The 20,203-nt window shown below is 63.8% G+C and carries 18 protein-coding genes; 15 read left to right on the top strand and 3 right to left on the bottom strand.

Going from position 1 to position 20,203, the window contains the following annotated elements; genetic code table 11:
- Positions 1–13: 13 nt before the first annotated feature.
- Complete coding sequence (locus RSW2DRAFT_RS01065; protein ID WP_008027165.1) at positions 14–844, bottom strand: prephenate dehydratase; 831 nt, start codon at positions 842–844, stop codon at positions 14–16.
- A 119-nt stretch (positions 845–963) separates the two neighbouring features.
- On the opposite strand from RSW2DRAFT_RS01065, the gene RSW2DRAFT_RS17040 reads away from it, so the two are divergent.
- From RSW2DRAFT_RS17040 to RSW2DRAFT_RS01030, 6 genes are all read left to right on the top strand, one after another.
- Positions 964–1,647, top strand: coding sequence for a c-type cytochrome (locus tag RSW2DRAFT_RS17040; RefSeq protein WP_008027163.1), 684 nt, complete (start codon positions 964–966; stop codon positions 1,645–1,647).
- A 148-nt stretch (positions 1,648–1,795) separates the two neighbouring features.
- Positions 1,796–3,703, top strand: coding sequence for an extracellular solute-binding protein (locus RSW2DRAFT_RS01050; protein ID WP_008027161.1), 1,908 nt, complete (start codon positions 1,796–1,798; stop codon positions 3,701–3,703).
- A 38-nt stretch (positions 3,704–3,741) separates the two neighbouring features.
- Positions 3,742–4,896, top strand: a complete 1,155-nt coding sequence (locus RSW2DRAFT_RS01045) for a microcin C ABC transporter permease YejB (protein WP_008027159.1) — start codon at positions 3,742–3,744, stop codon at positions 4,894–4,896.
- Between the two features lies 1 nt (position 4,897).
- The gene (locus RSW2DRAFT_RS01040; protein ID WP_008027157.1) at positions 4,898–6,004 is read left to right on the top strand and encodes an ABC transporter permease; all 1,107 of its coding nucleotides are present in this window, start codon (positions 4,898–4,900) and stop codon (positions 6,002–6,004) included.
- On the top strand, positions 6,001–7,599 hold the full coding sequence (locus tag RSW2DRAFT_RS01035) for an ABC transporter ATP-binding protein (RefSeq protein ID WP_008027156.1): 1,599 nt from the start codon (positions 6,001–6,003) through the stop codon (positions 7,597–7,599). The genes RSW2DRAFT_RS01040 and RSW2DRAFT_RS01035 overlap by 4 nt, the downstream gene beginning before the upstream one ends.
- Before the next feature lie 9 nt (positions 7,600–7,608).
- Positions 7,609–8,853 (top strand): glycosyltransferase family 4 protein, encoded by a 1,245-nt coding sequence (locus RSW2DRAFT_RS01030; RefSeq protein ID WP_008027154.1) that lies wholly within the window; start codon positions 7,609–7,611, stop codon positions 8,851–8,853.
- Positions 8,854–8,909: 56 nt separating this feature from the next.
- Here RSW2DRAFT_RS01030 and hemN read toward each other — a convergent pair whose 3' ends face one another.
- Positions 8,910–10,265 carry an oxygen-independent coproporphyrinogen III oxidase gene (hemN, locus tag RSW2DRAFT_RS01025; RefSeq protein WP_008027153.1) on the bottom strand — a complete coding sequence of 452 codons (1,356 nt, stop codon included), beginning with the start codon at positions 10,263–10,265 and terminating at the stop codon, positions 8,910–8,912.
- A gap of 62 nt (positions 10,266–10,327) precedes the next feature.
- Here hemN and fnrL point away from each other — a divergent pair, with 62 nt between their 5' ends.
- Entirely contained in the window at positions 10,328–11,074 is a 747-nt protein-coding gene (gene fnrL, locus RSW2DRAFT_RS01020; RefSeq protein ID WP_008027151.1) for a transcriptional regulator FnrL, read from the top strand.
- A gap of 90 nt (positions 11,075–11,164) precedes the next feature.
- On the opposite strand, the gene RSW2DRAFT_RS01015 is transcribed toward fnrL, so the two are convergent.
- On the bottom strand, positions 11,165–12,013 hold the full coding sequence (locus tag RSW2DRAFT_RS01015; RefSeq protein WP_008027149.1) for a universal stress protein: 849 nt from the start codon (positions 12,011–12,013) through the stop codon (positions 11,165–11,167).
- A 211-nt stretch (positions 12,014–12,224) separates the two neighbouring features.
- Between RSW2DRAFT_RS01015 and ccoN the strand changes: the two genes are divergently transcribed.
- The 8 genes from ccoN to ccoS all read left to right on the top strand — a co-directional run bounded on the left by ccoN (position 12,225) and on the right by ccoS (position 20,161).
- Positions 12,225–13,826 (top strand): cytochrome-c oxidase, cbb3-type subunit I, encoded by a 1,602-nt coding sequence (gene ccoN / locus RSW2DRAFT_RS01010; RefSeq protein WP_008027148.1) that lies wholly within the window; start codon positions 12,225–12,227, stop codon positions 13,824–13,826.
- Between the two features lie 12 nt (positions 13,827–13,838).
- Positions 13,839–14,564 carry a cytochrome-c oxidase, cbb3-type subunit II gene (gene ccoO, locus RSW2DRAFT_RS01005; protein ID WP_008027146.1) on the top strand — a complete coding sequence of 242 codons (726 nt, stop codon included), beginning with the start codon at positions 13,839–13,841 and terminating at the stop codon, positions 14,562–14,564.
- Positions 14,565–14,574: 10 nt separating this feature from the next.
- Complete coding sequence (locus RSW2DRAFT_RS01000) at positions 14,575–14,790, top strand: CcoQ/FixQ family Cbb3-type cytochrome c oxidase assembly chaperone (RefSeq protein WP_008027145.1); 216 nt, start codon at positions 14,575–14,577, stop codon at positions 14,788–14,790.
- Entirely contained in the window at positions 14,787–15,659 is an 873-nt protein-coding gene (ccoP, locus tag RSW2DRAFT_RS00995) for a cytochrome-c oxidase, cbb3-type subunit III (RefSeq protein ID WP_008027143.1), read from the top strand. Before RSW2DRAFT_RS01000 ends, ccoP begins: the two co-directional genes overlap by 4 nt.
- A 228-nt stretch (positions 15,660–15,887) precedes the next feature.
- Positions 15,888–17,318 (top strand): cytochrome c oxidase accessory protein CcoG, encoded by a 1,431-nt coding sequence (gene ccoG, locus RSW2DRAFT_RS00990; protein ID WP_008027141.1) that lies wholly within the window; start codon positions 15,888–15,890, stop codon positions 17,316–17,318.
- 1 nt (position 17,319) lies between these two features.
- Entirely contained in the window at positions 17,320–17,778 is a 459-nt protein-coding gene (locus RSW2DRAFT_RS00985) for a FixH family protein (RefSeq protein ID WP_008027138.1), read from the top strand.
- A gap of 3 nt (positions 17,779–17,781) precedes the next feature.
- A complete protein-coding gene (locus RSW2DRAFT_RS00980) occupies positions 17,782–19,998 on the top strand; it encodes a heavy metal translocating P-type ATPase (protein WP_008027137.1) in 2,217 nt (738 codons plus the stop codon).
- 4 nt (positions 19,999–20,002) lie between these two features.
- Entirely contained in the window at positions 20,003–20,161 is a 159-nt protein-coding gene (gene ccoS / locus RSW2DRAFT_RS00975) for a cbb3-type cytochrome oxidase assembly protein CcoS (protein WP_008027135.1), read from the top strand.
- Positions 20,162–20,203: the final 42 nt, after the last annotated feature.

Here is a 20,203-nt window from a genome sequence, read left to right as displayed (position 1 = left end):
ATTTTGCCAGACGTCAGCGGGCGCGGTCTGACGGATAGACGCCCAGAATGTCCAGCTCTTCGGTGAAATAGACCAGCTCCTCCAGCGCCCGCGCCACTGCCGGGTCTTCGGGATGGCCCTCGATATCGGCATAGAACGCCGTCGCGGTGAAGCTGCCGCCCACCATGTAGCTTTCCAGCTTGGTCATGTTGACGCCATTGGTGGCAAAGCCGCCCAAGGCCTTGTAAAGCGCCGCCGGGATGTTGCGCACCTTGAAGGTGAAGGTGGTCATCATCGGCCCGCTGCCGCGGCGCGAAAGGTCGGCCTGCCGTGCCATCACCAGAAAGCGGGTGGTGTTGTTGGCCTGATCCTCGATCTGCCGCGCCACCACGTCCAGCCCGTAGATCTCGCCCGCCAGTTCCGAGGCCAGCGCGCCAAGGCTACGGTCGCCGCGTTCGGCCACCAGCTTGGCCGAGCCCGCGGTATCGGCGCCAGTGACCGCGCGCAGGTTGTGCGCCTTCAGGAATTCGCGGCACTGGCCCAGCAGCACGGTGTGGCTCATCGCCGCGGTAATGGCCTCCAGCGGCGTGCCCGGCACCGCCAGCAGGTTGATGTGCACCCGCACGAAAGCCTCGTCGATGATGCGCAGGCCGGACCCCGGCAACAGGGTGTGGATGTCGGCCACCCGCCCATATGTCGAGTTTTCCACCGGCAGCATCGCAAGATCGACCTCGCCCGCCCGGCAAAGCTCGATCACATCCTCGAAGGTGCGGCAGGGAACCGCCTGCATGTCGGGGCGTGCCTGACGGCAGGCCTGATGCGAATAGGCGCCCAATTCGCCCTGAAATGCGATCCGACCGGTCATTTTCCTGCCCATCTTTGCAAAAACCACTGTCAGGGCGCGCTACTACACCTTGAAACCCAAGGGGGGAAGCAGATAGATAGCCCGCATCCGGCAACTTGGCGCAAAGCGAGAGCATCGACATGAAGGCATTCACCCAACTGCTGTTCACGATCTTCGGATTCACGCTGGTGCTGTGGCTGGCCAGCCTGACCGCGACCAGCCTTTATGCGCCGCTCAAGGCTGCCACCCAGACCTATCCGGCCCCGTCGGAAGAGCCTGTTGCCGAAGCTCCGGCCGAAGAAGCCGCTGCTGCCGAAGCCCCCGCGGCCGAGGCGCCTGCCGCCGAAGCCCCCGCCGCCGAAGCCCCCGCCGCCGAAGCGCCTGCTGCCGAAGCCGCACCCGCCGAAGCCGCCCCTGTTGCGGAAGCGCCGGCTGCCGAAGCCGCCCCTGCCGAAGCCGTGGCAGCGGCCCCTGCTGCCGCCCCCGCGGCTGATGGTGCCGTCGCCGCGCTGCTTGCCTCTGCCGATCTGAAAGCCGGGGCAAAAGTGTTCACCAAATGCAAGGCCTGCCACAAGGCCGATGGCAAGAACGCCATTGGTCCCTATCTGAATGGCGTCGTCGGGCGGCCGCGCGCCACTATTGAAGGGTTTGCCTATTCTGACGCCATGCTGTCTGGCCAGGGCGAGCCGTGGACGGCGGACCTCCTGTTCACCTACCTGGCCGACCCCAAGGCCTATGTGCCCGGCACCAAGATGGCGTTCTCGGGCCTGCCGAAGGACGCCGACCGCGTCAATCTGATCGCCTATCTCAGCACGCTGCAATAAGCGCGGACTGCCAGACTTTCGACACAAGGCCATCCTGCGGGGTGGCCTTTTGCTTTGCTGCGGCTGGCTTCACGAATTCGCGCCTTGAGCCAGCGTCGTTTTCCGAATTAGCATGGCGCAACCGGCAGCGGACAAAAGGAAGTTCTGGATGAGCAGTCAACGCACCACCACCATGACCCAGCGGATTGACATGCGGCTGCCCCGGCAGGCAGGCCTCGGGTTTCTGGTGCTGGCGCTGGCCGGATGGGCGATGGCGGCGCGGGCGCAAGAGGTGACCGTGGCGCATGGCATCTCGACCTTCGGCGATCTGCACTACCCCGCCGATTTCCCGCATCTGGACTATGTGAACCCCGATGCCCCGAAGGGCGGCGAAATCTCGGAATGGGCGCAGGGCGGCTTTGACTCGATGAACCCCTATTCGGTGAAGGGCCGGGCGGGGGCGCTGTCGTCGGTGATGCTGGAAACCGTGCTGGTCGGCACCTCGGACGAGATCGGCGCCTCGTATTGCCTGCTGTGCGAAACGCTGGAATATCCCGCCGACCGTTCCTGGGTGATCTTCAACCTGCGCCCCGAGGCAAAGTTTTCCGACGGCACGCCGCTGACCGCCGAAGACGTGGTGTTTTCCTATGAAACCTTTCTGGCCAAGGGTCTGACCGATTTCCGCACCGTGCTGTCGCAGCAGGTCGAGAAGGTGGAAATCCTTGGCCCCGGCCGGGTGAAGTTCAGCTTCAGACCCGGCATCCCGACCCGCGATCTGCCGGCCGAGGTGGGTGGCCTGCCGGTGTTTTCCAAGGCGCATTACCTGGCCAACGGGCTGGACATGGAAGAATCGTCGATGACGCCGTTCCTTGGTTCCGGTGCCTACGTGCTGGACCGGGTCGAGGTCGGGCGGACGCTGGTTTACCGCCGCAACCCGGATTACTGGGCGAAAGACCTGCCCATCGCCATCGGCACCGGCAATTTCGACACCATCCGCATCGAGTATTTTGCCGATGGCGATGCCGCCTTCGAGGCGTTCAAAAGCGGCACCTATACCTTCCGCAACGAAAACTCGTCGAAGTCCTGGGCCACGCAATACGACTTTCCCGCCGTGAAGGCGGGCCATGTGAAGCAGGATATCATCCCTTCTGGCGACAAGGCCAATGGTCAGGGCTTCATGTTCAACCTGCGGCGCGAGGCGTTCAAGGATCCGAAAGTGCGCGAGGCCATCGGGCTGATGTTCAACTTCGAATGGTCCAATGCCACGCTGTTCTATGGCCTGTATGCCCGGATCAATTCGCTGTGGGAAAACAGCTGGATGGCCGCCGAGGGCGCGCCGGGGCCGGAGGAGGTGGCGATTCTGCAACCCTTGGTCGATGACGGCCTGCTGCCCGCCAGCATCCTGACCGACCCGCCGGTGATGGGTGCCACCTCCGGAGCGCGGCAGCTTGACCGCGCCAACCTGCGCCGCGCGAGTGCGCTTTTGGACGAGGCCGGTTGGGCGGTGGGGGAAGACGGTCTGCGCCGCAATGCCAAGGGCGAGGCGCTGAAGGTCGAATTCCTCAACGACAACCCGGCGTTTGACCGGGTGATCAACCCGTTTGTCGAAAACCTGCGGGCGCTGGGCATCGACGCCAGCAACACCATGGTCGATGACGCGCAATACACCGCCCGCACCCGGCCACCCGAGTATGACTTCGACATCATCACCTCGAACGCCCGCACCAATTACTTCTCGGGGTCGGAACTGAAGCAGTTCTACGGCTCGGACACCGCCGATGTGTCGTCGTTCAACGTGATGGGCCTGCGCAGCCCGGCGGTGGACCGGCTGACCGATGTGGTGATGGCCGCCACCAGCAAAGAGGCGCTGACCGCCGCCACCAAGGCGATGGACCGGGTGTTGCGGGCGGAACGGTTCTGGGTGCCGCAATGGTTCAAGAACGCCCATACCGTCGCCTATTTCGACATGTTCGAGCACCCCGAAACCATGCCGCCCTACGCACTGGGCGAGTTGGATATCTGGTGGTATAACCCCGAAAAAGCCGCCGAGCTGAAGGCGGCGGGTGCGTTGCGGTAGGCAGATCGCAGGCGGAACAGAAAGAGCAGTTTGTCCCGATGGGTGCCTATATTCTCCGGCGGTTGTTGCTTGTCATCCCGACGCTGATCGGGATCATGATGATCAACTTCGCCCTGACCCAGTTCGTGCCCGGTGGTCCGGTGGAACAGGTTCTGGCGCGGCTGGAAGGCGGCGGCGACGTGTTCCAGTCGATCGGCGGTGGCGGCGATGCCGGGGCCGGGCTGGACACCGCGGGCACCGATGAACGCTATGTCGGCGCCCGAGGCCTGCCGCCCGAGTTCATCGACGAGCTGGAACGCCAGTTCGGCTTTGCCCGCATCGTCTGCGAGCCGGGCTTCACCGGCAAGCCCAGCACCAAGGCGCCCGAGTGCCGCAAGGAGGCCATTCCGATGGCCGAACGCTTTGGCATCATGATGGGCAACTACGCCCGCTTCGATTTCGGCGAAAGCTATTTCCGCTCGATCTCGGTGCTGGATCTGGTCAAGGAAAAGATGCCGGTGTCGATCTCGCTGGGGCTGTGGTCAACGCTGATCGCCTATTTGATCTCGATTCCGTTAGGGATTGCCAAGGCGGTGCGGGACGGGTCAAGGTTCGATACCTGGACAAGCGGTGCCATCATCGTCGGCTATGCCATCCCGGGCTTTCTGTTCGCCATTCTGCTGCTGGTGGTGTTCGCCGGTGGTTCCTACTACCAGTGGTTCCCCCTGCGCGGGCTGACCAGCGAGAATTTCGACCAGTTGTCGCTGTTGGGCAAGGCCACCGACTATCTGTGGCACATCGCCCTGCCGGTGCTGGCCTCGACCATCTCCAGCTTTGCCACGCTGACGCTGCTGACCAAGAACAGCTTCCTGGAGGAAATTCGCAAGCAATACGTGATGACCGCGCGGGCCAAGGGGTTAAGCGAACGCCGGGTGCTTTACGGCCATGTGTTCCGCAACGCCATGCTGATCGTCATCGCCTCGTTTCCCGCGGTGTTCATCTCGGTGTTCTTCGGCGGCAGCCTGATCATCGAGACGATCTTTTCGCTGGACGGGCTGGGAAGGCTGGGGTTCGAGGCGGCGGTGGCGCGCGATTATCCGGTGGTGTTCGGCACGCTGTTCGTGTTCGGCCTGCTGGGGCTGGTGGTGGGGATCCTGTCCGACCTGATGTATGTCTGGATCGACCCGCGCATTGATTTCGAGACGCGGGGATAGCATGGCCCTTTCCCCCCTGAACCAGCGCCGCTGGCGCAACTTCAAGGCCAACCGGCGGGCGCTGTGGTCGCTGTGGCTGTTTGCGCTGCTGTTCGGCCTGTCGCTGTTTGCCGAGGTGCTGGCCAACGACAAGCCGCTTCTGGTGCGCTATCGCGGCGATTTCTACACGCCCTTCACCACCTTTTACCCCGAAACCACCTTCGGCGGTGATTTTCGCACCGAGGCGGGTTACCGCGACCCCGAGGTGCAATGCCTGATCGTGGCCGCAGGCAACCCCGCCTGCTGGGACGACCCCGAAGCGGTGAAGGCCGAGGCCGAGGGTGGCACCGTGGCGGGCGAGCCGGTGCAGACCGGCTGGATCCTGTGGCCGCCGATTCCCTACAGCTACAACACCATCAACGATATCGGCGTGGCGGCGCCTTCCCCGCCCGACGCGCAGCACCTGCTGGGCACCGACGATACCGCGCGCGACGTGCTGGCGCGGGTGATCTACGGCTTCCGGCTGTCGGTGGCCTTCGCGCTGATCGTGACCTTCTTCACCTCGGTGATCGGAATCGCCGCCGGTGCCGTGCAGGGCTATTTCGGCGGGCTGGTGGACCTGCTGTTCCAGCGGGTGATCGAGCTGTGGGGCTCGACCCCCAGCCTTTACATCATCATCATCGTCGGCGCGATCTGGCAGATGAACTTCTGGCTGCTGGTGGGGCTGATGGTGCTGTTCGGCTGGACCTCGCTGATCGGTGTGGTGCGGGCCGAATTCCTGCGGGCGCGGAATTTCGAATATGTGCGGGCCGCCCGCGCCTTGGGGGTATCGAACATCGTCATCATGTTCCGCCATGTGCTGCCCAACGCCATGGTGGCCACGCTGACCTTCCTGCCGTTCATCATCACCGGCACCATCGGTTCGCTGGCGGCGCTGGATTTTCTGGGCTTCGGGTTGCCGTCATCCTCGCCGTCGCTGGGCGAGTTGACCCAGCAAGCCAAGCAGAACCTGCAGGCGCCCTGGCTGGCGTTTACCGCATTTTTCACCTTTGCCATCATGCTGTCCCTGCTGGTCTTCATCTTCGAAGGCGTGCGCGATGCCTTTGACCCCAGAAAGACCTTCCGATGAGCGGGGCGACAGTGCTTGAGGTGCAGAACCTGAGCGTGCGGTTCCGGCAGGATGGCCGGGTGATTGACGCGGTCAAACAGGTCAGCTTTACCGTGGCCAAGGGCGAAACCGTGGCCCTGGTGGGCGAAAGCGGTTCCGGCAAATCGGTCACCGCGCTTTCCACCGTGGCGCTGCTGCCCGACAGTGCCGAGGTCACAGGCTCGGTGCGCTATCTGGGGCAGGAAATGGTCGGGGCCGACAAGGCGCTGCTGCACAAGGTGCGCGGCAACGACATCAGCTTCATCTTTCAGGAACCGATGACCAGCCTGAACCCCTTGCACAGCATCCAGCGGCAGTTGGGCGAAAGTCTGGCGTTGCATCAGGGGATTACCGGGGCGGCAGCGCGGGCGCGGATCATCGAGTTGTTGCAGAAGGTCGGCATCCGCGAGGCGGAAAGTCGGCTGGAGGCCTATCCGCATCAGCTTTCGGGGGGGCAGCGGCAGCGGGTGATGATCGCCATGGCGCTGGCCAACGGCCCGGAACTGTTGATCGCCGACGAGCCGACCACGGCGCTGGATGTCACCATTCAGGCGCAAATCCTGGACCTGCTGGCCGATCTGAAAGCGCGCGAGGGGCTGAGCCTGCTGTTTATCACCCATGACCTTGGCGTGGTGCGGCGCATTGCCGACCGGGTCTGCGTGATGCAGGGCGGCGAGATTGTCGAGCAGGGGCCGGCGGCCGAAATCTTTGCCAACCCGCAGCACCCCTATACGCAAAAACTGCTGGCCGCCGAGGCCAAGGGCCTGCCGCTGCCAGTGGCCGCCGATGCGCCCGAGGTGTTGCGCACCGAAAAGCTGCGGGTGTGGTTTCCGATCCATCGCGGCTTGCTGCGCCGCACCGTTGGCCATGTGAAGGCGGTGAACGAGGCCAGCATCACCGTGCGGGCGGGGGAAACCTTGGGGGTGGTGGGCGAAAGCGGCTCGGGCAAGACCACGCTGGCACTGGCGATCCTGCGGCTGATTGCGGCGGATGGGCCGGTGGTGTTTCTGGGCCAGAACGTGCAGGGCTGGCGGCCCCGGCAGATGCGCAGCTTGCGCCGCGACATGCAGATCGTTTTCCAGGACCCGTTCGGCAGCCTGTCGCCGCGGATGACGGTGGAGCAGATCATTGCCGAAGGGCTGGGGGTGCATGGCGTGCGCCCCGGTCAGAATCGGCGCGAAATGGTGGCCGAGATCATGACCGAGGTTGGTCTGGACCCTGCCGCCATGGGCCGCTATCCGCATGAATTCTCCGGCGGCCAACGCCAAAGGGTGGCAATCGCCCGCGCCATGATCCTGCGCCCGAAACTGGTGGTGCTGGACGAGCCGACCTCGGCCCTGGACATGACTGTGCAGGTGCAGATCGTCGAGTTGTTGCGCGAATTGCAGCGCAAATGGGGGCTGGCCTATGTGTTCATCAGCCACGACCTGCGCGTGGTGCGGGCGCTGGCGCACAAGGTCATCGTGATGAAGGATGGCGACGTGGTCGAGGCGGGCGAGGCGCAGGCGCTGTTTGCCGCCCCGCAGACCGACTACACCCGCACCCTGATGGCCGCGGCTTTCGGCACGGTCGGGTAGGGGTGGGCCGTGAAGATCCTGTTCGTGCATCAGAATTTCCCCGGCCAGTTCCTGCATCTGGCGCCCGAGATGCAGCGCCGCGGCCATGACTGCCTGGCGCTGACCGACAGCGCCAACAACCGCGCTTCGGCGATTCCGGTGCTGAAATACCGCCACTCCACCCCCGTTCCCGACCCGGCGGTGACGCGGTTGGGCCGCAGCTATACCCAGATGAGCGACCGCGGCGTGACCGTGGCCCGCGCCGCCGTGCAATTGCGCGACCAGAAGGGCTATGTGCCCGACGTGATCTTCGGCCATTCCGGCTGGGGCGAGACGCTGTTTCTGAAAGAGGTCTGGCCGACGGCGAAACTGCTGGTCTATGCCGAGTTCTATTACCGCGGTCAGGGCGCCGATGTCGGCTTTGACCCCGAGTTCGACAAGGGCGGTTTCGATGCGGTGATGATGGCGCAGGGCCGTACCACGCATCTGGGGCAGGCGCTGCTGCACGCCGATGCCGGGCTTTCGCCGACGCGCTGGCAGGCTGGAACCTATCCGCCGGTGCTGCGCGACCGGATCGAGGTGATCTTTGATGGCGTCGATACCGATGTCATGGTGCCCAATCCGCAGGCCAGTTTCGCGCTGCCGGATGGCAAGGTTTTGCGGGCGGGCGACGAGGTGCTGACCTTCGTCAACCGCAATCTGGAACCTTACCGCGGCTATCACACGTTCATGCGCGCCCTGCCTGCGGTGCTGGCGGCGCGGCCCGAAGCCCAGGTGGTGATCGTCGGCGGCGACGAGGTCAGCTATGGCCGCCCGGCGCCCTCTGGCCAAAGCTGGAAGCAGATTTTCCTGGCGGAAGTGGCGGAAAAGCTTGACCTTTCCCGGGTGCATTTCATGGGCAAGGTGCCCTATGCCAGCTTCGTGGCCTTGATGCAGGTTTCTCGCGCCCATGCCTACCTCACCTACCCCTTCGTGCTGTCCTGGTCGATGCTGGAGGCGATGTCGGCGGGCGCGCTGGTGGTCGGGTCACGCACTGCCCCGGTGCAGGAGTTGATCACCGATGGCGTGAACGGGCGGCTGGTCGATTTCTTTGACGTGCCGGGCTGGTCGGCGGCGCTGATCGAGGCGCTGGCGGAACCGCAGCGGTTTGCGGCGCAACGCAAGGCCGCGCGCGATACCATTCTGCAAGGCTATGACCTGCGCGGGAATTGCCTGCCCCGAATGGTGGAGTTTGTGGAAAAGCATGGCTCCAAACGGGCCGCTCCTCAGCCCTGACGGGCATTCCTCGCTGGACTGCGATGAACGCCCGCTAGGGAGTGAAGAGCCCGCCGTCAGATCGCGGCGGAGTGTTTGGCCTTGCTTTGGTCGTAGGCGTCGAAGGTGCGCGCGATCATCCGCGACAAGGGCCGCGCCCGCACCGGCAGGCTGAGACCCGTCTCGTCCAGCTTCACCATGTCGGGGAAGGCATCGGCGGCCTTGCGGAACTGGGTCTGCACCCACTCCGCCGTCACCCCGAAATCGCGGATCAGCTCTTCGCGGTTCACCTTGAAGTCGCACATCAGCGCCTCGATGATCCGGCCGCGCACCTTGTCCTCGCCTTCGAACACATGGCCACGATGGGTCGAGAAATGCCCGGCCCGGATCGCCTTGGTGTAATCCGACGTGCCCGACAGGTTCTGTGCAAAGCCCTGCGGAAACCGCGAGATCGACGAGGCACCAAGCCCGATCAGCACCGGCGAGGTGTCGTCGGTATAGCCCTGGAAGTTGCGCCGCAGCGTGCCGTTGGCGGCGGCAATCGCCATGCCATCGGTGGGCAGCGCGAAGTGGTCGATGCCGATTTCGCGGTAGCCATCGGCCATGAACAACCGGGTCGCGGTTTCGAACAGCTTCAGGCGGTCTTCCGCCGAGGGCATCGCATCGCCCGGGATCATCTGCTGCCGCCGCGACATCCACGGCACATGCGCATAGCCATACAGCGCCACCCGGTCGGGCGACAGCGCCAGCAGCTTCTGCACCGAATCGGTGATGCGGGCCTGGGTCTGGTGCGGCAGGCCATACAGGATGTCGGCATTCAGGCTTTTCACGCCCCGCGCGCGGATGGCATCAGCCACCTGCTTGGTCAGCTCGAAGCTTTGCTCGCGGCCGATCACCTTCTGGATCATCGGGTCGAAATCCTGCACCCCGATCGAGGCGCGGTTCATCCCCGACTGGGCCAGCGCGTCAAGCCGCGCGTCATCCACCTCGTTCGGGTCGATCTCGACCGAGAACTCGGCCCCCGGCCCCATCGGCACGGCGTCGAAGATCGTGGCGGCCAGGTCGCGGATCATGTCGGGCTGCAACAGCGTCGGCGTGCCGCCACCCCAGTGCAGCCGCGACAAATGGACACCGGGGGCCAGCCGCGCCTTCAACAGCGCGATCTCGGCCTTCAGCACGCGGGCGTAAGCGCGCACCGGCTCGTCGCTGCTGGTGCCCTGGGTGCGGCAAGCGCAGAACCAGCACAACCTTCGGCAAAAAGGCACGTGCAGATAAAGCGATACCGACGATCCTGCCGGGATGGCTTCGACCCAATCCGAGAACAGATCATGGCCAACAGCGGCACCAAAATGTGGCGCCGTGGGGTAGCTGGTGTACCGCGGCACACGAGCATCGAACAGCCCAAGCTGTTTAAGTTGCGATTCAGTATTCATATTCCGACACTGATGTGTAAACTTGGCACTGACTTTGATGCAGATCAAACGAAAGCTCAAGCATGGCCGTCCACGACGCACAGTTCGTTCACCAAGAGTGCAGCGATTGCCCCATCCGGCATCGCGCAGTCTGCGCGCGGTGTGATGCCGACGAGCTTGGAAAGCTTGAACAAATCAAGTTTTACCGCAGCTATCAGGCCGGTCAGCCGGTGATCTGGTCGGGCGACCGGATGGATTTTGTCGGCTCGGTTGTCACGGGAATCGCCACTTTGACGCAGACCATGGAAGACGGTCGGCGGCAGATGGTGGGGCTTTTGCTGCCTTCGGATTTCGTCGGGCGGCCCGGGCGCGCCTCGGCGGCCTATGACGTGACCGCCACCACCGATCTGGTGATGTGCTGCTTCCGCAAGAAACCGTTCGAGGAAATGATGCTGGCGACGCCGCACATCGGCCAGCGCCTGCTGGAGATGACGCTGGACGAGCTGGACGCCGCGCGCGAGTGGATGCTGCTTCTGGGTCGCAAGACCGCGCGGGAAAAAATTGCCAGCCTGCTGGCGATCATCGCCCGCCGCGATGCCGCGCTGAAGCTGCGCTCGCCCAAGGGCGCGCTGGTGTTCGACCTGCCGCTGACCCGCGAGGAGATGGCCGATTATCTGGGCCTGACGCTCGAAACCGTCAGCCGTCAGGTTTCGGCGCTGAAGCGCGATGACGTGATCTCGCTGGAGGGCAACCGCCATGTGACGGTGCCCGATTTCGACCGCCTGCTGGAAGAAGCCGGCGACGACAACGATGGCGGCTATCTGGTCTGACAGCCGCCGCGACGTTTCAAGTTTGATCCGCGACAGCGCCGCCGGGGCGGGCTCGATGCCCGGCCCGGCGGCTGCCCCGTTCCATGCCGTTCAATGCGCCAGGAACACCGGCACCTGCGCCTGTTCCAGCAGGTTGCGGGTGGCGCCGCCCAGAATCGCTTCGCGGAAGCGCGAGTGTCCATAGGCGCCGATCACCAGCAGGTCGGCATTCAGATCGCGGATATGCCGCATCAGCACTTCGGAAACCTTGGGCAAGGTGCGGGCCAGCACCGACACTTCGGCATGCACGCCGTGCCGCACCAGCATCTGACACAGCGCTCCGCCGGGGTCCGAGCGTTCCGGCCCATGCGTCGGCGGGTCGATCACCACGATATTCACCAGCGCCGCCTTCTTCAGCAGCGGCAGGGCACGGCGCACCGCCACCATCGCCTCGCGGCTTTGGTTCCAGCCGATCACTACCCGGCTGGGCAGCTTGCCGTCGGGCAGGCCGCCGTCGGGCAGCACCAGCACCGGTGCCTGACCTTCGAACATCGCGGCTTCCACCACCGCCTCGGCCTCGGGGCCCTGGCCCGGGCCATAGGGCCGCGGCACCACCACCAGATCGCTGAACCGCGCCCGGATTGCCACCAGATCGGCCAGCCCGCCCAGTTGCGCGATGGCACTTTCCACCGTGGCATGCAGCGTCAGCGGCTGCGCCTCGACCGCCGCCTTGGCCGCATCTTCGGCGGCTTTGGCGTCGGCTTCGGCGCGTTCGGTGGCGACCTGCAACAGCACGGCACCGCCGCCGACATAGGAGTATCCCACCTGGGTGCGGTCGATGCCCAGGGTCAGCACGTCAAGATGCGCATCCAGCGCCAGCGCCAGTTGCGCCGCCCCCGCAACCGTAGCCGCAGCTTTGTCGGCATTGGTGATGATGGTGGTCAGGGATTTGTAGGCCATGGCCGGGCTCCTTCAATGATCCGTCATGGTTCACCTTAGGGTGACAAATGCCTTGTTGCATTGACCTTGATCAACCTGTTTCGTCAGGTAATTCACTCGTTAATTGACATAGATCAAGGTTGCGTCCCGTTGCCGCAGTCAATACCGTAGGCGTCGCAAAAGTGCCCGGCTGGATGAAGACTCGGACCGGGACAAGACGAAGGGACGCAAAATGTGGGATTACGTTAAACTGGTCGTTTTGGGCCTGGTTGCGGTCTTGGCTGGCTATGCTGCCAGCCAGGCGCACGACCTGCCCTACCTGGTCAACGCAATCGTGGTCATGCTTGCTGCCGTGCTGACGTTCATCTGGACGTTGCGCAGCATGGGCGGGGTCAAGGTTCGCGCATCTAAACTCGAATACATGGACGGGGTGGTGCGCGCAGGCGTGATCGCCACGGCGTTCTGGGCCGTGATCGGCTTCTCGATGGGGGTGCTGATCGCGTTTCAGCTGGCCTTTCCGTCGCTGAACCCCGAGTGGGCGCAGGGAATTCTGAACTTTGGCCGCTTGCGGCCACTGCACACCTCGGCCGTGATTTTCGCCTTTGGCGGCAACGGCCTGATCATGAGCGCGTTTTATGTCGTGCAGCGCACCTGCGCCACGCGGCTTTGGGGCGGCAATCTGGGCTGGTTCGTGTTCTGGGGCTGGCAGTTGATGATCGTCATGGCGGCGACCTCGTATGTTCTGGGGGGCACCCAGTCCAAGGAATACGCCGAGACCGTCTGGTATATCGACTGGTGGATCGTCGTGGTCTGGGTTGCCTTCCTGGCAGTCTTCATGGGCACGCTGTTCAACCGCAAAGAACCCCACATCTATGTCGCCAACTGGTTCTACTTGTCCTTCATCCTGACCATTGCCATGCTGCACATCGGCAACAATCTGGCCATTCCGGTCAGCTTCCTGTCGTCGCAGTCGGTGCAGATCACCGGCGGCGTGCAGGATGCCATGGTGCAGTGGTGGTATGGCCACAACGCCGTGGGCTTCTTCCTGACCGCAGGCTTCCTGGGCATGATGTACTACTTCGTGCCGAAACAGGCCGAGCGGCCGGTCTATAGCTACAAGCTGTCGATCATCCACTTCTGGGCACTGATCTTCATGTACATCTGGGCTGGTCCGCACCACCTGCACTACACGGCATTGCCCGACTGGGCCGGCACGCTGGGCATGGTGTTCTCGATCATGCTGTGGATGCCGTCGTGGGGTGGCATGATCAACGGTCTGATGACGCTTTCGGGCGCCTGGGACAAGTTGCGCACCGACCCGGTGATCCGGATGATGGTGATGTCGATCGGCTTTTACGGCATGTCCACCTTCGAAGGCCCGATGATGTCGATCCGCGCGGTCAACAGCCTGTCGCACTATACCGACTGGACCGTGGGCCACGTTCATTCCGGCGCACTGGGCTGGAACGGCATGATCACCTTCGGCGCGCTGTATTTCCTGACGCCGCGGCTGTGGAACAAGGAACGGCTTTACAGCCTTGCCTTGGTCAACTGGCACTTCTGGCTGGCGACCATCGGTATCGTGCTTTACGCCTCGGCCATGTGGGTCTCGGGCATCATGGAAGGCCTGATGTGGCGTGAAGTGGATGCCAACGGCTTCCTGGTCAACGCCTTCGCCGACACCGTCTCTGCCAAGTATCCGATGCTCGTGACGCGCGGCGTGGGGGGGCTTCTCTACCTCACCGGCGGGCTGATCATGTGCTACAATCTGTGGAAAACCGTGACGTCTGCGCCCGTTCGGGCAACGGCTCCCGCGGCTGTTCCGGCCGAATGAGCGGAGGAAATCATGGCTTTTCTTGACAAACACAAGATCATCGAGACCAACGCCACCCTGCTTATGGTGTTGAGCCTTCTGGTGGTGACCATCGGCGGTCTGGTTCAGATCGTGCCGCTGTTCTATCTGGAAAACACCATCGAGAAGGTCGAGGGGATGCGTCCCTATTCGCCGCTCGAACTGGCGGGGCGCGACATCTACATCCGCGAGGGGTGCTACAACTGCCACAGCCAGATGATCCGGCCGCTGCGCGACGAAGTCGAGCGTTACGGCCATTACAGTCTGGCTGCGGAATCGATGTATGACCATCCGTTCCAATGGGGATCGAAGCGCACCGGGCCGGATCTGGCCCGCGTGGGTGGCCGTTACTCTGACAGCTGGCAGGTGGATCACCTGACCAACCCGCAGTCGGTGGTGCCGGAATCGATCATGCCGAAATACGGCTTCCTGGCGAACAAGGACATCGACGGCAAGTATATCCAGGAGATCATGGCCACCCATCGGATGGTCGGCGTTCCCTACACCGACGAGATGATGGAAAACGCGGTTGCCGACTTTACCGTTCAGGCGGAAACCGACGGCGACACCGAAGCCCTGCTGGCGCGCTATCCCAAGGCGCAGACCCGCAACTTCGATGGCCAGCCGGCGTTGACCGAAATGGATGCGCTGATCGCTTATCTGCAAATGCTGGGCACGCTGGTCGATTTCTCGACCTTCACGCCCGTAGCCAGCCGGTAAGGGGGGAAAGATGGAAACCTACACCTTCCTGCGCGAGCTTGCAGACAGTTGGGTGCTGCTGGTGATGGTGACGTTCTTCCTGGGCGTGGTGGTCTGGGCCTTCCGCCCGGGCAGCCGCCCCGTCCATGACGAAGTTGCAACCTCGATTTTCCGCAACGAAACCCGGCCCGCCCGGGATCCTGTGGAAGCAAAAAGTGGCCCCCAATCCAAGGAGGCTTGGAAATGAGCGAGAGAAAACCTAACAAACCCGGCGAGGTGCAGACCACCGGTCACAGCTGGGACGGCATCGAGGAGCTTAACAACCCGTTGCCGCGCTGGTGGGTGTGGACATTCTACGTCTGCATCCTGTTCGCCGTCGGTTATTGCGTGGCCTATCCGGCCTGGCCAATGAGAACCGCAGCAACGCCCGGCATGCTGGGCTGGTCCACCCGGGCTGACGTCGATGCCGATATCCAGAAGTTCAGCGACGCCAATGCCGCCATCCGCGAAAAGCTGGTGGCCGCCGATCTGACGGCGATCGAGGCTGACCCCGAACTGGTGGCCTATGCCAAGAACGCCGGGGCTGCGGTGTTCCGCACCCATTGCATCGCGTGCCATGGCTCGGGCGCTGCTGGTGTGGTTGGCAAGGGTTATCCCAACCTTTTGGACAACGACTGGCTGTGGGGCGGCGATATCGAGGCGATCCACACCACCGTGACCCACGGTATCCGCAATACGACCGACGCGGATGCCCGGTTCTCGCAGATGCCGGCCTTTGGCGAACTGCTCAGCCCCGAGGAAATCGGCCAGCTGGTGCAGCATGTGCGCAACATCTCGGGGCAGGAGCATGACGCGACTGCCGCGGCGGCCGGTGCGACGCTGTATGTCGATAACGGCTGCAACGCCTGCCACGGCGATGACGGCAAGGGGGGCCGCGACTTCGGTGCTCCGAACCTGACCGACGCGATCTGGCTTTACGGTGGCGATGTCGATACCCTGACGGCGACGGTAACCTACGCCCGCTATGGCGTGATGCCGAACTGGAGCCCGCGGCTTTCCGAGGCCGACATCCGTTCGGTTGCGGTCTATGTCCACGGTCTGGGTGGCGGCGAATAAAGAAGCGTTGCCCGAGGCGGATGGTTTCGCCTCGGGCACACAACGGCATCCCTGACCTTTTCGCGCATTGCTGAGGTGTTGGTGGTCTTTCCTTCTTGCGGCGGCGCTGGCACAGGCCTAAGTGTCGCAACATATAGGATATCGTGAATATCTATTCATTTCAGGTCAAGATATATTGATTGCAGCGGCAGCATAAGTGCCGACCCAAATGATGACCGGAGACCACCCGTGACAGCCCCCGATACCCAACCAGATGCCCTGTATTCGGCACGCGAACCGATTTATCCACGCCGCGTTTCCGGTCGCTTCCGCACCCTGAAATGGTGGCTGCTGACCGTCATGCTGGGGCTTTACTACATCACCCCCTGGCTGCGCTGGGACCGCGGGCCGAACCTGCCCGATCAGGCCGTGCTGCTGGATATCGCCAACCGCCGGTTCTTTTTCTTCGTCATCGAGATATGGCCGCACGAGTTCTACTTTGTCGCGGGCCTGCTGATCATGGCCGGGCTGGGGCTGTTCCTGTTCACCTCGGCTGCGGGCCGGGTTTGGTGCGGCTATGCCTGCCCGCAAACCGTCTGGACTGACCTCTTCATTCTGGTCGAGCGCTGGGTCGAGGGCGACCGCAACGCCCGCCTGCGGCTGCACCGGCAGAAATGGAACGGCGAAAAGATCCGCAAAAGCCTGGTGAAATGGACGATCTGGATGTTGATCGCCCTCGGCACCGGCGGTGCCTGGGTGTTCTATTTTGCCGACGCGCCGACCCTGATGGTCGATCTGCTGACCCTGAACGCCGCACCCGTCGCCTACATCACCATCGCCGTGCTGACCGCAACCACCTTCTTTCTGGCAGGCTTTTTCCGCGAACAGATCTGCATCTATGCCTGCCCGTGGCCGCGGATTCAGGCCGCCATGCTGGACGAGGACAGCCTGACCGTCGCCTACCGCTCGTGGCGGGGCGAGCCGCGCGGCAAGTTGCACAAGGGCGAGATCGTTCCGAACCAGGGCGACTGCATCGACTGCATGGCCTGCGTCAACGTCTGCCCGATGGGGATCGACATCCGCAACGGCCAGCAACTGGCCTGCATCACCTGCGCGCTGTGCATCGACGCCTGCGACGACATCATGGACAAGATCGGCAAGCCGCGTGGCCTGATCAGCTATATGGCGCTGACCGACGAGACCGCCGAACGCGCCGGAAATCCGCCGAAATCGGTTTGGAAACATGTCTTCCGCCCGCGCACCATTCTTTATACCGTGCTGTGGTCGGGGATCGGCATCGCGCTGACGGTGGCGCTGTTCGTGCGCGCCGACATGGCGCTGAACGTGACGCCGGTGCGCAATCCGCTTTACGTCACCTTGTCGGACGGCGGCATCCGCAATACCTATGACATGCGGTTGCGCAACAAGCTGGGGCAGGACCGCAACTTTGCGGTTTCGGTGATCTCGGATGCCGATGTGTCGGTCCGGCTGGAAGGTCTGGAAGGCACGACCGTGATGGTCCCCGCCAACGAAACCCTGTCGCAGCGGCTGTATGTCGAGGCGGCACCGGGCAGCGAAGCGGCCAAGTCCGACCGCACCGAACTGGATATCTGGGTCGAAGATGTTGGTGGCACCACCCGTGTCCACCATGACACCATCTTCAACGGGAAGGACGACTGACATGGCCGAAATCACCGGACGCCACGTTTTTGCGGTATTCGCCGGGGCCTTCGGGCTGATCATCGCGGTGAACCTCACGCTGGCCTTCAAGGCGGTCTCTACCTTTCCGGGGCTGGAGGTTGCCAATTCCTACGTCGCCAGCCAGACTTTCGACAAGGAACGCACGGCGCAACTGGCGCTGGGCTGGACGCTGGCCACAGCCTATGACGCGCAAGCCAAGGTGCTGCGGCTGAACTTCACCGATTCTGCCGATCTGCCGGCCGAGGTGAAAGAGCTGAACGTGCTGGTCGGCCGCACCACCGAGGCGCGCGAAGACCAGCGGCCCGAGTTCACCCTGGTGTCCGGCGGGTTCGAAGCCCCGTTGGACCTTAATCCCGGCAAATGGCTGCTGCGGGTCGATGCGATTGCTGCCAATGGCACGCTGTTCAGCCAGCGCATCTATCTGCGCGTGCCGGGCTGACCAATGACGATGGCCGCGCGCATCGAGGTCGCAGACGAGGGCCATGTGTCGCCCTCGGCCTGCCCGGCCTGCGATGTGGCTCCCTCGGCCGCCCGGCTGGCCGAACTTGCGGCACCGCAACAGGCGCGGCTGATGCTGTCGATCCCGGCGGCGCATTGCGCGGCCTGTATTTCAACAGTTGAAAGTGGCCTGGAAACTCTGCCCGGCGTGCGCTCGGCCAGGGTCAACCTGACGCTGAAGCGGGTCAGCGTCGAGGCCGATCCCGAAGTTACCGCCGATGACATGGTGGTGGCGCTGAAGGGCTTGGGCTACGAGGCCTACGAGCTGGACGCGGGCCTGTTGTCGGCCACCGAAACCGACCGTCAGGGCCGCGAATTGCTGATGCGGCTGGGCGTCGCCGGCTTTTCGATGATGAACATCATGCTGCTGTCGGTGGCGGTCTGGTCAGGGGCCGAAGATGCCACCCGCGACATGTTCCACTGGATTTCTGCCGCCATCGCCCTGCCGACCGTGGCCTTTGCGGGCCAGCCGTTTTTCAGAAATGCCTGGAACTCGCTGCGCGCGGGCCATCTGGGGATGGATGTGCCGATCAGCCTGGCGCTGATCCTGGCTTCGGCAATCTCGCTGTTCGAGACCTTCTATTCCGGCAAGAATGCCTATTTCGATGCCGCCGTGATGCTGACCTTCTTCCTGCTGGCCGGGCGCTATCTGGATCACCGCACCCGCGCCGTGGCCCGTTCGGCGGCTGAGGAACTGGCAGCGCTGGAGGTGCCGCGCGCCACCGTGCTGCGCGATGGTGCCGAGGTCGTGGTGCTGATCTCGGAACTGGCGGTGGGCGAACAGGTGCTGGTGCGGCCGGGTGGCCGGATGCCGGTGGATGGCGTGGTGGTGGACGGGTCGTCCGAGATTGACCGATCCCTGCTGACCGGCGAAAGCCTGTCCGCCTTTGCCGGGCCGGGCACCGTGGTTTCGGCGGGCGAGGTCAACCTGACCGGGCCACTGCTGGTGCGGGTGACGGCGGCAGGCAAGGACAGCTCGTTGCACCGGATGGCCGATCTGGTGGCCATCGCTGAAAGCGCCAAGACGCGCTATACCAGTCTGGCCGAACGGGCAGCGCGGCTTTATTCGCCTTCTGTTCACATCCTGTCCTTTGGCGCTTTTGGCGCCTGGATGTGGATCACCGGCGGCGACGTGCGCTATTCGGTGAACATTTCGGCGGCGGTGCTGATCATCACCTGCCCCTGTGCGCTGGGGTTGGCGGTGCCTGCGGTGGTGACGGCGGCCTCTGGCAAGCTGTTCCGCAAGGGCCTGCTGATCAAGCACGGCACCGCGCTGGAGCGGTTGGCCGAGGTCGATACCGTGGTGTTCGACAAGACCGGCACCCTGACGCTGGGCACGCCTGCGCCGACCAATCTCGACAGCCAGCCCGAGGCGGAACTGGCGGTCGCCGCTGCGCTGGCCCAGGCCTCGTCGCATCCGCTGGCGGTGGCACTGGCAGCGGCGGCGATGGCAAATGGCGTCACCCCGTCGCGGGTCGAGGCGCTGCGCGAGGTGCCGGGCTATGGCATCGAGGGTCAATGGCAGGGCAGGACCGTGCGGCTGGGCCGCGCCGAATGGTGCGGCGGCAGCGCCTTGCCGGTGACCGCAACCTACCTGAGCCTGGACGATGGTGCCGCCCCGCGCGCTTATACCTTTGCCGACAGCCTGCGTCCCGGTGCCGAATTGGCGGTGGCGGCTTTGGCAGCACAGGGCAAGCACCTGCTGCTGATTTCGGGCGATGCCGAAGGGGCGGTTTCCGATCTGGCCGCGCGTCTTGGCATTGCCAAATGGGTGGCGGGTGCGCTGCCTGCCGAAAAATCCGCCCGCGTCGCCGAGCTTTCCGCGCAGGGCCACAAGGTGCTGATGGTCGGAGACGGGCTGAACGACACCGCCGCCCTTGCCGCCGCCCATGTCTCGATCAGCCCGGCCACGGCGCTGGATGCTGCCCGTGTGGCCTCGGACATCGTGCTGCTGGGGCAGGACATGGCACCGATTGCCGATGCGGTGCGAATCTCGCGGCAGGCGACGCGGCGGATCAAGGAAAACTTCGCGATTTCTGCAATCTACAACGTGGTGGCGGTGCCCTTGGCGCTGACCGGCTTTGCCACGCCTCTGGCGGCGGCGCTGGCAATGTCGCTGTCGTCGATCACGGTTTCGCTGAACGCGCTGCGGTTAAGGTAGAGACATGGAAATTCTGGGTATTCTGATCCCCGCCACACTGTTCCTGGGGGGCGTCGGCCTGATCGCCTTTATCTGGGCCCTCAAGTCCAAACAGTTCGACGACCCGCAGGGCGATGCCAACCGGATTCTGACCAAGGAATATGACGACAAGCCCAAGCAGTAGGTCCGGGAGCCAAAATCCTTTGAAGGATTTTGCAAAAGTTTT

The organism is Rhodobacter ferrooxidans, from assembly GCF_000176015.1.
GTDB lineage: Bacteria > Pseudomonadota > Alphaproteobacteria > Rhodobacterales > Rhodobacteraceae > Pseudorhodobacter_B > Pseudorhodobacter_B ferrooxidans.
Note: the sequence above shows the minus strand (reverse complement) of the source record. Positions and strands in the feature narration are given on the sequence as shown.

Coding starts and splice junctions, on each gene's coding strand:
- hemN (WP_008027153.1), bottom strand. CDS start 10,265: ATGAATACTGAATCGCAACTTAAACAGCTTGGGCTGTTCGATGCTCGT.
- RSW2DRAFT_RS01015 (WP_008027149.1), bottom strand. CDS start 12,013: ATGGCCTACAAATCCCTGACCACCATCATCACCAATGCCGACAAAGCT.
- RSW2DRAFT_RS01035 (WP_008027156.1), top strand. CDS start 6,001: ATGAGCGGGGCGACAGTGCTTGAGGTGCAGAACCTGAGCGTGCGGTTC.
- RSW2DRAFT_RS01040 (WP_008027157.1), top strand. CDS start 4,898: ATGGCCCTTTCCCCCCTGAACCAGCGCCGCTGGCGCAACTTCAAGGCC.
- RSW2DRAFT_RS01050 (WP_008027161.1), top strand. CDS start 1,796: ATGAGCAGTCAACGCACCACCACCATGACCCAGCGGATTGACATGCGG.
- RSW2DRAFT_RS00980 (WP_008027137.1), top strand. CDS start 17,782: ATGACGATGGCCGCGCGCATCGAGGTCGCAGACGAGGGCCATGTGTCG.
- ccoP (WP_008027143.1), top strand. CDS start 14,787: ATGAGCGAGAGAAAACCTAACAAACCCGGCGAGGTGCAGACCACCGGT.
- RSW2DRAFT_RS17040 (WP_008027163.1), top strand. CDS start 964: ATGAAGGCATTCACCCAACTGCTGTTCACGATCTTCGGATTCACGCTG.
- RSW2DRAFT_RS01000 (WP_008027145.1), top strand. CDS start 14,575: ATGGAAACCTACACCTTCCTGCGCGAGCTTGCAGACAGTTGGGTGCTG.
- ccoO (WP_008027146.1), top strand. CDS start 13,839: ATGGCTTTTCTTGACAAACACAAGATCATCGAGACCAACGCCACCCTG.
- ccoS (WP_008027135.1), top strand. CDS start 20,003: ATGGAAATTCTGGGTATTCTGATCCCCGCCACACTGTTCCTGGGGGGC.
- RSW2DRAFT_RS01045 (WP_008027159.1), top strand. CDS start 3,742: ATGGGTGCCTATATTCTCCGGCGGTTGTTGCTTGTCATCCCGACGCTG.
- fnrL (WP_008027151.1), top strand. CDS start 10,328: ATGGCCGTCCACGACGCACAGTTCGTTCACCAAGAGTGCAGCGATTGC.
- RSW2DRAFT_RS01065 (WP_008027165.1), bottom strand. CDS start 844: ATGACCGGTCGGATCGCATTTCAGGGCGAATTGGGCGCCTATTCGCAT.
- RSW2DRAFT_RS00985 (WP_008027138.1), top strand. CDS start 17,320: ATGGCCGAAATCACCGGACGCCACGTTTTTGCGGTATTCGCCGGGGCC.
- ccoN (WP_008027148.1), top strand. CDS start 12,225: ATGTGGGATTACGTTAAACTGGTCGTTTTGGGCCTGGTTGCGGTCTTG.